Source organism: Zobellella sp. An-6 (genome assembly GCF_052487945.1).
Map to the genome: position 1 here is coordinate 2,390,343 of NZ_CP199259.1, position 14,072 is coordinate 2,404,414.

Sequence of the window (14,072 nt, forward strand, 5' to 3'; positions counted from 1 at the left end):
CTCAACTTCCTGATTTTGAGTGTTGGCATTATCCCGGAAAAGCGCCGTACCCGCCAGCCGGGTGAACATGAAAAGTGATATCGAACGGATCAGGGCTTGCTCAGGAGGGGTTGACCCGCTCCCGCAGCTCTTTACCCGGTTTGAAGTGGGGAACATATTTACCGGTCAATTCCACTTTTTCACCGGTTTTGGGATTGCGACCCTGGCGGGGAGCACGATAGTGCAATGAGAAGCTGCCAAAACCGCGGATCTCGATACGATCACCGGTTTGCAGGGTGGAGGCCATCTGCTCGAGGATTTCCTTAATGGCGTTCTCCACTTCCTTGGCGGAAAGATGACCGTATTGCTCGGTCAAACGCTCAATCAGATCGGATTTGGTCATGATGTGTATTCTCCTGAACACCAAATAAAAAGGGGGCGCGAAGGCCCCCTTTTGAATTCGGACAGGCTTATTCGCCTTTCGCAGCCTTGAAAGCTTCGGCCATGGCACTCAAACCAACTTCTTCTTGCTGTTGCTGGTTCAGGTTGTCCATAACGGCTTTTTCTTCAGCTTCGTCTTTCGCACGGATAGACAGGCTGACGGTACGGTTCTTGCGATCAACGCCCATGAAACGCGCTTCGACGACTTCACCCACGCTCAGGACGGAGGAGGCGTCTTCGATGCGATCGCGGGAGATGTCGGCAACGCGGATGTAACCTTCCACGCCTTCTTCCAGCTCAACCACGGCACCCTTGGCGTCAACGGCGGTGATGGTACCCTTAACGATAGCACCTTTCTTGTTGTCGGACAGGTACTTATTGAAAGGATCTTCGTCGATTTGCTTCACGCCCAGGCTGATACGCTCACGCTCCGGATCGACCTGCAGCACCACGGCGTCGATTTCGTCGCCCTTCTTGAACTCACGAACGGCTTCTTCGCCGTTGGCGTTCCAGGAGATGTCGGACAGGTGAACCAGACCATCGATGCCACCGTCCAGACCGATGAAGATACCGAAGTCGGTGATGGACTTGATCTTGCCGGAAACACGGTCACCCTTGTTGTGGGTTTCCGCGAACAGCTGCCAGGGGTTGGACTTGCACTGTTTCAGACCCAGGGAGATACGACGACGTTCTTCGTCGATGTCCAGCACCATCACGTCTACGTTGTCGCCAACGGAAACCACTTTGGACGGGTGGATGTTCTTGTTGGTCCAGTCCATTTCGGACACGTGCACCAGACCTTCAACGCCTTCTTCGATTTCAACGAAGCAGCCGTAGTCGGTCAGGTTGGTCACGCGGCCGGACAGGCGGGTGCCTTCCGGATAACGGTTGGCGATATCGACCCAGGGATCTTCGCCCAGCTGCTTCAGGCCCAGAGACACACGGGTGCGCTCACGGTCGAACTTCAGCACCTTGACGTTGATTTCGTCGCCCACGTTCACGATCTCGGAAGGATGCTTGACGCGCTTCCAGGCCATGTCGGTGATGTGCAGCAGGCCGTCTACGCCACCCAGATCGACGAAGGCACCGTAGTCGGTCAGGTTCTTGACGATACCCTTGACTTCCTGGCCTTCCTGCAGGTTTTCGAGCAGTTGCTCGCGCTCAACGCTGTTTTCGGTTTCGATCACGGCACGGCGGGAAACCACCACGTTGTTGCGCTTCTGGTCCAGCTTGATGACTTTGAACTCAAGCTCTTTGCCTTCCAGGTGCAGGGTGTCACGTACCGGACGCACGTCAACCAGAGAACCGGGCAGGAAGGCACGGATGCTGTTCACTTCTACGGTGAAGCCGCCTTTGACCTTGCCGTTGATGATACCCACAACGGTTTCCTGATCTTCGTAGGCTTTTTCCAGTTGCAGCCAGGCTTCATGACGCTTGGCTTTTTCACGGGAAAGCAGAGTCTCGCCGAAACCGTCTTCTACCGCATCCAGCGCAACATCGACGCTGTCGCCAACGCTGATCTCCAGCTCGCCCTGGGCGTTTTTGAATTGCTCGGCGGGGATGGCGGATTCGGATTTCAGACCGGCGTCAACCAGAACGATGCCGTTCTCGATGGCAACAACGGTGCCCTTGACGATGGAACCGGGACGGGTTTCGAGTTCTTTCAGAGACTCTTCAAAGAGTTGAGCAAAAGATTCAGTCATGTTTAATGAATACACTGTTTAGAGTTGAACATCCACTGGGCAATCCGGCACCTGTGGGGTGATTAACACTGGCCTGCCTCTTCCATAAGGCGGGCATTGCCAAATCGCTTCAGCGACCAAGGATAACCTTAGTATGACTCAATACTTTGTCCAGCACCTCGGCGATGGACAAATGGGTGGAGTCGATAACAAGGGCATCGTCGGCGGCTTTAAGGGGCGCCACGCTCCGGTTTCTGTCCCGGTCGTCACGCGCCTGGATTTCGCTTAAAAGACGGTCAAAGCTAACATCAAAGCCCTTATCTTGCAACTGTTTAAGCCGCCTGTACGCCCTTTCCTCGGCGCTGGCATCAAGGAAGATCTTGACCTGGGCATCGGGGAACACCACCGTGCCCATGTCCCGCCCGTCGGCAATCAGTCCGGGCTTGGCCCGGAAGGCTCGCTGGCGCCGCAGCAGGGCCTCGCGCACACGGGGAAAGGCGGCGACCTGGCTGGCCGCCTCGGCGATATCCTGGGTGCGGATGGCTCGGGAGACGTCCTCCCCTTCCAGGATGGTCTTGATCTGCCCCTCCACCACCGGAAACTGCACATCCAGGTGGGCCGCCAGGGGCATGAGCCCGGCTTCATCATCCAGCGCCACATTGTGATGCAGTGCCGCCAGCGCCAGCACGCGATAGATGGCGCCGGAATCAAGCAAATGCCAATCCAGTTTTTCGGCCAGCAACTGACAAAGCGTTCCCTTGCCGGCTCCGCCCGGGCCATCGACGGCGATGACGGGAGCTAGTTCAGACATTGCATCCTCCACTCAATCATGTATCTGGGCACCTCGGGTGCCGCGCGGCCGGCATTATACCCGAGTTGGGGAACAAAGGGCATAATTTACAATTAATTAACCTTCCTACATTGCATATTGCGCCTATACCTGCAGCCCCATCCGCTTTACAATGGCCGCTATTTTTTGTTGCTTGAGAAACGAAGAGGAACGCCATGAGCAGTGTTACCCGGATGGCAAACTCAAAACTGCCGACACCCTGGGGCACCTTTACCCTGGTCGGGTTCGAAGAAAAAGGCACCGGCAAGGACCATGCCGCCCTGGTGATGGGCGACGTGGCCGACGGCCAGCCGGTACTGGGCCGTATCCATTCCGAATGTCTGACCGGTGACGCCCTGTTCAGCCTGCGCTGCGACTGTGGCTTTCAACTGCAGGCGGCCATGGAAAGGATCGCCAAGGAAGGCCGGGGCGTGCTGCTCTATGTGCGTCAGGAAGGCCGCGGCATCGGCCTGCTCAACAAGATCCACGCCTACCATCTGCAGGATCAGGGCAAGGACACGGTAGAAGCCAATGTGGAGCTGGGTTTTGCCGCCGACATGCGCGACTACACCATCTGTGCCGACATGCTGCGCAGCCTGGGTATCAAGCAGCTCAGGCTGATGACCAACAACCCGCGCAAGGTCAAGGCGATGGAAAACTTCGGCATCGACGTGGTGGAGCGGGTACCGCTGCAGGAAGGCCGCAACCCCTTCAACGAGCATTATCTGGATACCAAGGCCGGCAAGCTGGGCCACATGCTGAAAGAGCAGGACTGAAGGTTCCTCTCCCCCGCCCCATGAGTCATACCGGCCCCAGGCCGGTATTTTCTTGCTCGGATTCGCCGGCGTGCCGGCTCAGGTAATCCACCATCTGCGACAGCTGAGTGATGCTGGCAAAGTCGGCTTCCGGAATAGGTATCTCCAGCTCCCGGCCCAGCGCCTCAACCAGCCGCAGAAAATCCATCGAGTCCAGATCGAGTGCGTCTCTCATGTCTTCTCCCGGATCCAGCTGTGCGGTATCGGCATCCGGTGCTATGTCCCGAATGTGGCGACAGACCAGCTCGGTCAGCGCTTGCTTGTCTTTCATTCCAGTTGCTCCGGCTGTTGCAATAAGTTGTCTATCCGATTAAGCAAACGGGCGCCCTCGTGACCGTCACTCACCCTGTGGTCGGCGGCCAGGCTGAAGCTGGCCTGGAGCATGGGCACTATGCTCTGCTGCTGTACCCAGGGAGCCAGGCGCACCCGACCAATACCCAGCAGGGCCACTTGCGGCGGAAAGATCACCCCCTGAATGCGATCCACTCCCCGCTCCCCCAAACTGGACACGGTCACCGTCGCCTCCTGCAGTTCAGCGCTGCGCAGCCCCCCTTCCCGGGCCCGGATCACCTGATCCCGAAGGGCCGCCATCATTTGTGCCGCTCCCAGTAGGTGCGCGTCATGGATGGCCGGCACCACCAGCCCGCCCCGGCGCAGGTGGATGACGTTGCCCAGGTGCACCCGGGGCTCGCTGTAATAGTGACCGTCCCGGTAAAAACCGTTGAAGCGGGGAAACTCGGCCAGTGCTCGAGCCAGGGCACAGTAGACAAGGGCATTGACCAGCACCAGTTGTTCGGCGGGCTTGCCATGATTAAAGGCCGTGCACCAGGCCTGGGCCTGCGCCAGGGCAATGTCCTGCTCCAGATAGTAATGGGGGATCTCCCGCTTGGAGCGACTCACCACGGCGGCAATGGCCTGGCGCATCCGCGGCTCCGCTTCCTGCGGCTTTGAAGATGACGCCAACGCCTCGATGTCCGCCAGCACCAGGGCGCCATCGGGTCCGCTGCCGGGTCCCAGACCACGCCAGTCGATGCCCAGCTGGCCGGCCCGCTGGCGGGCCGCCGGCGAAATGCGAACGGATCTCCCGGCAGTCGCCGGCCTGGTCGGTTCCGGCTCAGGCATATTCGGTACCCGGGGTTCTCTGACCGTTTCCTCCTGTTCGGCATCACCACTCAGGCGCAAGTGAGCGATGGGCTCACCCACCTGCAACGGCTCACCTATCGGTGCCAATAGTGTCTCAACCACGCCGTCGTCGAAGACTTCCAGATCAATCAGCCCCTTCATGGTGTCGATGGTGGCGATCACATCGCCCCGGTGAACCGCATCCCCGGGTTTCACCCGCCACTCCGCCACCGTGCCCTTGGCCATGTCGGATCCGAAGGATGGCATGCTGATGGTTTTGATCATTTTCCCACCACCCTGATGGCGGCAGCCACTATGCCCTCGACCTGGGGGGTGGCCGCCAGCTCCAGATGCCGGGGATAAGGGATCGGTACCTCTGTGCTGCACACTCGCTGGGGCGGTGCATCCAGCGACCAGAAGCAATGCTCCGCCACCTGGGCGCAAATTTCGCCGGCCAGGCTGCCGGTGCGCCAGCCTTCGTCCACTACCAGCAAGCGCCGGGTCTTGTTGACCGAGGCAAACAGGGTGTCGCTATCGAGCGGACGCAAACAGCGCAGGTCCACCACCTCGGCGCTGATGCCCCGGCCTTGCAGCAACTCGGCCGCCTCCAGCGCCTTGGGCAGGGAGCCGCCGTAACTGACCAGGCTGAGCTCCGTCCCTTGCCGGCGCACCAGCGCCCGGTGCATGTCCGGGCATTCCTCCGCCGTGGGGGCCGGCCCCGTCATGTTGTAGAGCAGCACATGCTCAAACAGCAGCACAGGATCGGGATCCGACAGGGCCATGGCCAGCATATAACGGGCATCGGCCAGGGTGGCCGGCGCCAGCACCTTGAGGCCGGGCACGTGGGCATACCAGTTTTCCAGACTGTGGGAATGCTGGGCCGCCAGCTGCCGGCCGGCGCCGCAGGCCATGCGGATCACCAGCGGCACTCCCAGCTGACCACCGGACATATGGCGCAGGGTGGCGGCATTGTTGACGATTTGATCCAGCGCCAGCAGGCTGAAATTGACCGTCATCACCTCCACAATGGGCCGCATGCCACCCAGCGCCGCGCCTATCCCCGCACCGACGAAACCGGACTCGGACAAGGGCGTATCCCGCACCCGCTGCTCGCCAAACTCCTGCAACAGCCCCTTGGTCACCGCATAGCAGCCACCGTAATGGCCCACATCCTCGCCCATCAGGAATACCCGGGGATCCTGCCGAATGGCTTCCCGTATGGCTTCCCGCACCGCTTCCCGATAGCTGATGTCTGGCATATTCATGCTTCCGGCTCCTGATAGACACCGCGGCACAGCTCCGACTCGGGCTCAAACGCCGACTGCTCGGCAAAGGCAACGGCGGCGTTAATCTCCAGCCTGACCGCCTGCTCCAGCTGTTGCCACCGGGCTTCATCCAACTCACCGCGCTGCTCCAGATGCTGTCTGAGCTGCACAATGGGGCCCTTTTTCTGCCATTGCTCGACTTCTTCCGGAGTACGGTAAAGCTGGGTATCAAACATGGAGTGACCGCGAAAACGGTAGGTCAAACATTCCAGAAAACGGGGCCCGCCCCCCTGGCGAATGGCCTCGCAACATTCCCGCGCCGCCGCGTCCACCGCCAGCACCTGCATGCCGTCCACCTCGCGGGCGACCAGGCCATAGCTGGCGGCCTTTCTGTAAATGTGTTGCTCCGACTCGGAGATAGCCAGGGCCGTGCCCATGGCGTAGCGGTTGTTCTCACACACGAACAGCACCGGCAGTTGCCACAGTTGGGCCAGGTTGAGGCTTTCGTGAAACTCCCCTTCCGCCGCCGCCCCTTCGCCAAAAAAGCAGCAGGTCACCCGCTTGTGCCCCTGCAGCTTGTCGGCCAATGCCAGCCCTACCGCCATCGGCAGGGCGCCGGCGACAATGGCATTACCGCCATAAAACCGTTTTTCCTGATCAAAAATGTGCATGGAGCCGCCCCGCCCCCGGCTGCTGCCCCCGACTTTGCCGAACATCTCTGCCATCACCGCTTTTATGTCCAGCCCCCGGGCCAGGGCATGGCCGTGCTCCCGGTAGGTGGCGATCACCGCATCTTCCGCCGTCAGCGCCTGCATCACGCCCACCGCCACCGCTTCTTCGCCAATATAGAGATGCAGAAAGCCGCGGATTTTCTCTTCCATATACAGCTCGGCGCAGCGCTCTTCAAAACGGCGAATGCGCAACATCGCCTGCAGCAACTGCAGCAAGTGACGGCTGTCCGGCCCGCGGCCGTCAGCTTCGGGGTGAGTGTTCATAACCGTTGCCCTCATCGCTTTCCAGGGTGGAAATATCGCCCGGTGGCAAGCCCAGATCGCGGGCCCGCAGCAGGCGGCGCATGATCTTGCCGCTGCGGGTCCTGGGCAGATTGTCCTTGATGGCGATCTCCCGGGGCGCCACCGCCGGGCCCAGGCGCTTTCTGGCATGGGCCATCAGGCTTTTCAGCACGTCCTCACCGGCCTCATAACCGGGTTTGAGCGCCACAAAGGCCTTCACCACTTCACCGGCGACCGCATCGGGAATACCAATTACCCCGGCTTCCGCCACCGCCGGGTGCTCGAGCAGCACGCTTTCCACCTCAAAGGGGCCGATCAGATGGCCGGAGGACTTGATCAGCTCCTTGCTACGGCCCACAAACCAGTAGTAGCCGTCCTCATCCCGCCAGGCCAGATCACCGCTCAGATACCAGTTGTCCCTGAAGCAGTGGCGGTAACGTTGCTCATCATGCAGATAGCCCCTGAACATGGACGGCCAGCCCGGCCTCAGCGCCAGCTCGCCCACCTGCCCGGGAGCGCTCAGCTCGGTGAGCCGCCCCTGGTCATCCACCCGGACGATGCCCGCCGTGATGCCCGGCAGCGGCTGCCCCATGGAGCCCGGCTTCACCGGCTCGGATGCAAAATTGGCCAGCATGATGCCGCCGGTTTCGGTCTGCCACCAGTTGTCGTGAAAAGGCATGCCAAATAGCCGCTTCCCCCAGACCACCGCCTCGGGATTGAGCGGCTCGCCGACGCTGGCCAGAAAACGCAGTGCCCCCAGATCATACCGGGCCGGCAGCTCGTCACCGGCTTTCATCAGCATGCGAATGGCGGTGGGGGCCGTATACCAGACATTGACCTTTTCGTCGGCCAGGATCCGGTACCAGCGCTCGGGATCGAACTCCGCCTCGTCCACGACCAGGGTGACCCGGTTGCACAAGGGGGCAATGACGCCATAACTGGTGCCGGTAACCCAGCCCGGATCCGCCGTGCACCAGTAAATGTCGCCGGGATGCAGATCCAGCGCGCACCAGGCGGAATAACTGTGATGCACCACCGCCTCATGCACATGCAGGGCGCCCTTGGGCAGGCCGGTGGTGCCGCTGGTAAAATGCAGCAGGGCCGGGTCTTCAGGCTGCGTCGGATAGATGTGAAAGGTTTCGGCGGCCCCCGCCAGAGCGGAGTCCAGATCCAGGCAGCCGGCGGGGCAGTCGCCGTGGCAGTGGTAGAGCAACACATGCTGAAGATAAGGCAGCTCGCTGCGCCAGGGCGCCACTTTCTTTTGATAAAGACGGGCGCTGCTGATCAATACCCTGGCATTGCCAATCTCCATACGGGAACGAATGGGCTCGGGGCCAAAGGCGGAAAACAGCGGGCAAAACACGGCGCCGGCTTTCAGGCTGCCCAGCAAGGCGGCATACAGCTGGGGCGTGCGTCCGCACAGGCTGAACACGGTTTCTCCCTTGACGACTCCCAGGCTGGCCAGCAGGCTGGCAAAGCGGTTGCTGAGCCCCTGCAATTCGCGGTAACTGAAGGTGCGCCGCTCCCCCTGTTTGCTCAGCCAGACAAGCGACGTCTGCTCGCCCAGCCCCTCCAGCACATGGCGATCCAGCGCCTCAAAAGCGATGTTGATGCCCCCCTCATGGCCCTTAATCCTGGCTTGGGCCTGCTGCCAGTGAAACTGACGACAGCCTTGCCGGTAGTCCGGCAGATTGGGTCTGACGCCGGACGGCTCCGGTGTCTTGGTGATGATTTCAAAGCCCATGCGAGCCTCCTGCTTGCCGGTGGCTTTACGGGTGGCAGAGCGGGTGACCGAATGATGCCACCCTTTGACGCTCTTGAGGCAAGTTTAGCCATAAACCGGCTATTCGCGCCGCAGCCTGAACTGCAGAAAATGGGTGGAGCAGGAAATGCAGGGGTCGTAGTTGCGGATCAGCCGCTCGCAGAACAGTTTGAGCTCCTGATCGCTGTGGTGCAGGCCAAAGCGGGTGACCGAAGCCCTGAGATCCTGCTCGATACGGGCCTGATTCTGACTGGTGGGCGGAATGATGGAGCAGGACAGCACCCGGCCCTGCTCATCCAGCCGGTAATAATGATAAATCATGCCCCTCGGCGCCTCGGTACAGAAAAAGCATTCTCCCGCGGTAGGAGTGACCGGCAGGCTGGCCTCGCCGTTGGGGCATGGCTGCGCCAGCAACCGGTTGGCCTCGAACAGAGCCCAGTATATTTCCAGTGCCCGGGCTCGAATGCTGGTAAACATGTTGCGACTGGGAAACGCAAAGCCGCATTCCCGGGCCAGGACGCGCACCTCGGCAGGCAGCCGCTCAAAACTGTTGTTCATCCGCGCCAGCGGGCCGACCAGGTAATCCTGGCCATTGAGCAGGGAATAGAGCGCGGTGGAATGAGGCTCCTGATGCTCGGCAAAATGTCGGGGGTAGTCGGAATAATCCAGGCTCAGGCCATGGCTGCTGGTGATACGGCCACCATTGATGGCATAACCGTCGGGCTCGGTGAGGCTGACCCAGATAAAGTCGTGGCTGTAATCGGGCAACGTCAGCTCCGCAGTCCAGCGCACCAGTGCCTCGGCGGCGGGCAGCGCCTGCTTCACCAGCCCACGCACTTCATGCCAGCGTTCGTGATCGGGCAGACGGCCAAAGCCCCCCACCTGCAACCCCACCGGGTGTACGGAGCGACCGCCCAGCAGCGCCATCAGGGCATTGCCGGCTTCCTGCAGCAACATGCCCCGTTTAAGCACCTCGGGGAACACCTTGGCCATGTCGAGGGCATGATCAAACCCGAGAAAGTCGGGTGCCGCCAGAAAGTGAATATGCAGGGCATGGCTTTGCACCCACTCTCCCAGATTCATCAGCAGTCTCAACTGCGCCAGCGGCGGGGGCAGCGCTATGCCGAACAACCGCTCCATCGCCTGAATGGAAGTGAGCTGGTAGGCCATGGGGCAGATGCCGCAGATGCGGGCGTTGAGATCCGGCACCTCCTGATAGCCCCGCCCTTCCAGAAACTTCTCAAACAACCGGGGCGGCTCGAAAATGGCCAGATGCAACCGGTCGATGCGGTCGCCTCTGGCGTTCAGCTCCAGACTGCCTTCCCCTTCCAGCCGGGTCACAAAGGGCACCTTGAGAGCGATGCGACGCCTGGCCTTTTTCTTCATTCGTCGACCTCCCGCACATCGATGCGCTGCCAGCGCCGGTACTGCTCGCGAAACGGCGGACTGTGGCTGTGAATGGCGGCAAACCGCCGGGCAATGTCGTCGGGCAGCAGCCCCAGGCCAGCGAAGCGGTTGGCCAGGCTGTCGCCGTTGGGCTGCTCGGACGGACCAAAACAGCCATAGCAGGCCCGGCCAAAGGCGGGGCAGAGGGCACCGCAGCCGGTGCGCACCACCGGTCCCAGACAGGGGGCGCCCCTGGTGACCATGACGCACACCTGCTGGCGGCGCTTGCACTCCATGCACAGCTTTTCAGCCTCGGGCCGGGGCCACACGCCCAGGCGCAACTGACTCAGAAAATGGCGCATCTGCTCCACGGTAATGGGGCAGCCCCAGAGTTCAAAGTCCACCTGGATGTGCTCGGCTACCCCGGTGGACGTGGCCAGGGTGGCGATAAAGTCCGGCCGGGCATAAACGGCCGCTTTCCAGCCCGGGCCATCCGCCAGATTGCGCAGGGCCTGAATGCCGCCGCTGGTGGCACAGGCGCCCATGGTCACCACCAGCCTGCTGTTGCGGCGAAGGCGCCGGGTGCGTTCGAGATCGTCCGGCGTGGACACACTGCCCTCGACAAAGGCCACATCCACGGTTTTGTCCGGCCCGGTTATGCCCGCCTCGATAAAATGCACAAACTCCACTTCCTCCAATAAATCCAGCAGCGCCGGCCCCTGATTGAGCAAGGCCAGCTGGCAGCCGGAGCAGGAGGTCAGCTTGTGCACCGCCAGGGTCAGCTTGGCCGTCATACGCCCTCCCTGCCCAGCCAGGGCTTGACCTGCGGATAATGAAATACCGGACCGTCCTTGCAGACAAAATACGGCCCCAGCTGACAATGACCACACAGGCCCCGGCCGCACTGAAAATTGCGTTCCAGGCTCAGATAAACCGCCTCGTCCGCCACTTTTAAGCGCGCCAGCTGTTTAAGGGCCGCCAGCATCATGATCTCGGGCCCGCACATCATGACCGCACAGTGATCAGCAGCGAACTCCGCCAGCGCCAGCAATTCGGTCACCAGCCCCAGCCGCCAGTGATGCCGGTGCCGGTGTTCCTCGCTGGCGGCCAGCAATACCTGGCATTCGCCCAGGGCTTGCCAGCGCCGGTACTGCGTCTGCCACAGCAGATCGGCATGGTGCTTGACCCCTTGCAGGATCACGATGCGACCGTATTGATCCCGGTTGGCCACCGCATGGTGAATGGCCGCCACCACCGGGGCACAGCCCAGCCCGGCGGTAATAAACACCAGGTCCCGCCCCCGCAGCTGCGCCAGTGGCCAGCCCCGGCCAAAGGGGCCGCGCAGGCCCAGCTGCTGGCCGACCTCCAGCGCTGCCAGCGGCCGCGTGACCCGGCCCACGGCGCGAATGGTGTGCTGCAACAGCCCCTGATGCCAGCCCATGATGGAAATGGCTACCTCACCGGCGCCAAACAGGTAAAGCATGTTGAACTGGCCGTAATCGAAGTCGAACGGTGAGCGCGTGTCCAGCGCCAGACTCAGGGTATGTACTCCCGGCACCTCCATGGTTTTGGCCGCCAGGGTGGCGACCATGGGCACCCCGTCAGCCATGTTTGCCCTCCTGTGATGGCTCCTCCAGCAGGGCCTGGCTTTCTTCCACCAGATCGATGGCCACCGGACACCAGGCAATGCAGCGACCGCAGCCGACACAGCCACTGCGGCCGAATTGCTGCTGCCAGGTGGCCAGCTTGTGCACCAGCCATTGCCGGTAGCGGTGGCGGAGTTCATGGCGGATCACCTTGCCGGTGATGTAACTGTGCTGCTCGCTGAAGCAGGAGTCCCAGCGCTGCACCTGCTCGGCCTGCCGATGGCGAATGTCGCCTTCGGTGTCCTGTTTCGAGCAAAAACAGGTAGGGCAGACCGAGGTGCAGTTGCCACAGGCCAGGCAGCGTTCGGCCACCTGCTGCCAGCGCGGGTGGTCGAGCCGGTCCACCAGCTGCGCCAGTTCGGCTTCGCCGGGCATGACTCGCTGTTGCCGGCGGGCGGCCGCCAGCGCGGTTTCCGCCTCGCTCAGTTGCTTATTCTTCGCCTTGTTCAGCGGCAATTGAGCCGCAATGGTGTCGCCCTTGTCGCTGCTGGTCTGCAACAGGTAGCCCTCTGCCAGCTCGTCGAGCAGAATATCAAAACCGAAACGGGCCTCGGGACCGTCGCCGGTCGACACACAAAAGCAGGTGTCGGCGCTGCGGCCGCAGTTCACCGCCACAATAAAGAGGTGCTCGCGCTGAGCCCGGTAAAAGGCATCGGCATAAGGCCCTTTGATAAAATGCTGATCCTGAATGCGCAGTGCCGCCAGATCGCAACCCCGCAGGCCGATAAACGCGAGCAGCCTGGGCTTTGGCTCCACGGCGCGAAAACACAGGCCATCGTCGGTGTGCTCGGCCCGCCAGAGGGTTTGCTCAGGTAAAAACAGCCAGGGTTTGAGGCCCTGCGGGCCGGTGTTCCAGGCAAAGGCGCGCTCGCCGGCGGTGCGCTGCAGGCGGTAGCTGCCCGCGTCGGCCTGCTCCTGCCAGCCCCAGGGAAGTTGATCGACATGTGCCAGCGGCGCGAACACAATGGCGTCGTCTTTCACTTGCGGGCCAATCACCTCATAACCGGCCTGCACCAGCGCGTGATGCAGCCGGTGCAGGTGCTTTCGCGGCAGAAAACGCCGGCTCATGGCCGCGTGCTCAACAGCCAGTCGTACCAGGCATTCAGCCCCTCGCCGCTCTGGGCAGACAGCACCAGGATCTGAACATGAGGGTTAAGCCGGCGCAGGGCGCTTTTTATGCTGTCGAGATCCACCTTCAGATAAGGCAGCAGATCGGCCTTGTTGATAATAACCAGCCCGCAGCCGGCAAACAGATGAGGATATTTTTCCGGTTTGTCGTCGCCGTCGGTCACCGCCATCATGGCGACACGGTGCTGCTCGCCCAGATCGAACAGCGCCGGACACACCAGGTTGCCGACGTTTTCGACCAGCACCAGCGCGCCGTCCGGCGCCGCCAGGGTGGCCAGCCCCGCCTGTATCATGTGCGCGTCCAGATGACAGCCGGTGCCGGTGTTGATCTGCACCACCCGGCCGCCACAGGCCTGAATGCGCCGCGCATCGTTCTGGGTGTGCTGATCCCCTTCCAGCACCGCCATCGGCGGCCAGCCGGCCTGTCTGGGGGCATGGGCAAAGGTGGCTTCCAGCAGCCGGGTCTTGCCGGCGCCCGGGGTACCCATCAGGTTGATGCAGGTAATACCATGGGCGATCAGCCAGTCGCGGTTTTGCCGGGCCAGTTCATCGTTGCCGGCCAGCAGTGCCTGCTGCAGTTGCAGGCTGTCACCTTCATGGTGAAGGTGACGATGGATTTCGCTGCCCGGTGTCGACAACCGGGCCTTGTCGCCGGAACATCCGCAGTGACCACACATCAGCCGAATCCTATTTCCGTTAACAGCAGTTGCCTTCCTGACGTCAAAGTATAGTCGTGGCTGCTGCAGGGACAGGCGTCCCCCGGCTTGTCCGGGGTGAAATGCCGGCCGCAGTGCCGGCATTCGGCCCGGGCCGGCACCACCTGGATGACCAGCTCGGCACCGCTTAACCCGGCCTCTTCCTTGACCATGTCAAAACAGAACTGCAGCCGTTCACCATCCACGCAGCTCATGGCGCCCACCTCGACGGTAATGCGGCGGATCTCCCGGTGTTGATAAGGCTTGAGCCGGGTCAGCAGGGCCCGCACCACCGAGAGCTCATGCATG

15 protein-coding genes are annotated in these 14,072 nt (G+C 61.8%); 1 reads left to right on the top strand and 14 read right to left on the bottom strand.

From position 1 onward, the window contains the following. Positions 1–100: 100 nt before the first annotated feature. The 3 genes from ihfB to cmk all read right to left on the bottom strand — a co-directional run bounded on the left by ihfB (position 101) and on the right by cmk (position 2,913). Positions 101–439 (bottom strand): integration host factor subunit beta, encoded by a 339-nt coding sequence (gene ihfB / locus ACT7DK_RS11155; protein WP_445402330.1) that lies wholly within the window; start codon positions 437–439, stop codon positions 101–103. Between the two features lie 10 nt (positions 440–449). Further along, positions 450–2,123, bottom strand: a complete 1,674-nt coding sequence (rpsA, locus tag ACT7DK_RS11160; RefSeq protein WP_445399139.1) for a 30S ribosomal protein S1 — start codon at positions 2,121–2,123, stop codon at positions 450–452. 109 nt (positions 2,124–2,232) lie between these two features. Further along, a complete protein-coding gene (cmk, locus tag ACT7DK_RS11165; RefSeq protein ID WP_445399141.1) occupies positions 2,233–2,913 on the bottom strand; it encodes a (d)CMP kinase in 681 nt (226 codons plus the stop codon). A gap of 194 nt (positions 2,914–3,107) precedes the next feature. Here cmk and ribA point away from each other — a divergent pair, with 194 nt between their 5' ends. After that, complete coding sequence (gene ribA / locus ACT7DK_RS11170; protein WP_445399143.1) at positions 3,108–3,707, top strand: GTP cyclohydrolase II; 600 nt, start codon at positions 3,108–3,110, stop codon at positions 3,705–3,707. Between the two features lie 25 nt (positions 3,708–3,732). Here ribA and ACT7DK_RS11175 read toward each other — a convergent pair whose 3' ends face one another. The 11 genes from ACT7DK_RS11175 to ACT7DK_RS11225 form a co-directional block, all read right to left on the bottom strand. Next, positions 3,733–4,017, bottom strand: coding sequence for an acyl carrier protein (locus ACT7DK_RS11175; protein WP_445399145.1), 285 nt, complete (start codon positions 4,015–4,017; stop codon positions 3,733–3,735). Continuing rightward, positions 4,014–5,153: a dihydrolipoamide acetyltransferase family protein gene (locus tag ACT7DK_RS11180; protein ID WP_445399149.1), complete on the bottom strand. Its 1,140-nt coding sequence runs from the start codon at positions 5,151–5,153 to the stop codon at positions 4,014–4,016. The genes ACT7DK_RS11175 and ACT7DK_RS11180 overlap by 4 nt, the downstream gene beginning before the upstream one ends. Beyond that, positions 5,150–6,133, bottom strand: a complete 984-nt coding sequence (locus ACT7DK_RS11185) for an alpha-ketoacid dehydrogenase subunit beta (protein WP_445399151.1) — start codon at positions 6,131–6,133, stop codon at positions 5,150–5,152. Before ACT7DK_RS11185 ends, ACT7DK_RS11180 begins: the two co-directional genes overlap by 4 nt. Then, positions 6,130–7,128, bottom strand: coding sequence for a pyruvate dehydrogenase (acetyl-transferring) E1 component subunit alpha (gene pdhA, locus ACT7DK_RS11190; protein ID WP_445399153.1), 999 nt, complete (start codon positions 7,126–7,128; stop codon positions 6,130–6,132). The genes ACT7DK_RS11185 and pdhA overlap by 4 nt, the downstream gene beginning before the upstream one ends. Beyond that, positions 7,106–8,890 (bottom strand): acetate--CoA ligase, encoded by a 1,785-nt coding sequence (gene acsA, locus ACT7DK_RS11195; RefSeq protein WP_445399155.1) that lies wholly within the window; start codon positions 8,888–8,890, stop codon positions 7,106–7,108. The genes pdhA and acsA overlap by 23 nt, the downstream gene beginning before the upstream one ends. Before the next feature lie 99 nt (positions 8,891–8,989). Continuing rightward, entirely contained in the window at positions 8,990–10,294 is a 1,305-nt protein-coding gene (locus ACT7DK_RS11200) for a Ni/Fe hydrogenase subunit alpha (RefSeq protein WP_445399157.1), read from the bottom strand. After that, positions 10,291–11,088 (bottom strand): sulfhydrogenase subunit delta, encoded by a 798-nt coding sequence (locus ACT7DK_RS11205; RefSeq protein ID WP_445399159.1) that lies wholly within the window; start codon positions 11,086–11,088, stop codon positions 10,291–10,293. Before ACT7DK_RS11205 ends, ACT7DK_RS11200 begins: the two co-directional genes overlap by 4 nt. Then, positions 11,085–11,903 (bottom strand): FAD/NAD(P)-binding protein, encoded by an 819-nt coding sequence (locus tag ACT7DK_RS11210; RefSeq protein WP_445399161.1) that lies wholly within the window; start codon positions 11,901–11,903, stop codon positions 11,085–11,087. Before ACT7DK_RS11210 ends, ACT7DK_RS11205 begins: the two co-directional genes overlap by 4 nt. After that, positions 11,896–13,008, bottom strand: coding sequence for a 4Fe-4S dicluster domain-containing protein (locus ACT7DK_RS11215; protein ID WP_445399163.1), 1,113 nt, complete (start codon positions 13,006–13,008; stop codon positions 11,896–11,898). Before ACT7DK_RS11215 ends, ACT7DK_RS11210 begins: the two co-directional genes overlap by 8 nt. After that, on the bottom strand, positions 13,005–13,745 hold the full coding sequence (gene hypB, locus ACT7DK_RS11220) for a hydrogenase nickel incorporation protein HypB (RefSeq protein ID WP_445399165.1): 741 nt from the start codon (positions 13,743–13,745) through the stop codon (positions 13,005–13,007). Before hypB ends, ACT7DK_RS11215 begins: the two co-directional genes overlap by 4 nt. Further along, on the bottom strand, positions 13,745–14,071 hold the full coding sequence (locus tag ACT7DK_RS11225) for a hydrogenase maturation nickel metallochaperone HypA/HybF (protein WP_445399167.1): 327 nt from the start codon (positions 14,069–14,071) through the stop codon (positions 13,745–13,747). Before ACT7DK_RS11225 ends, hypB begins: the two co-directional genes overlap by 1 nt. Position 14,072 lies beyond the last annotated feature (1 nt).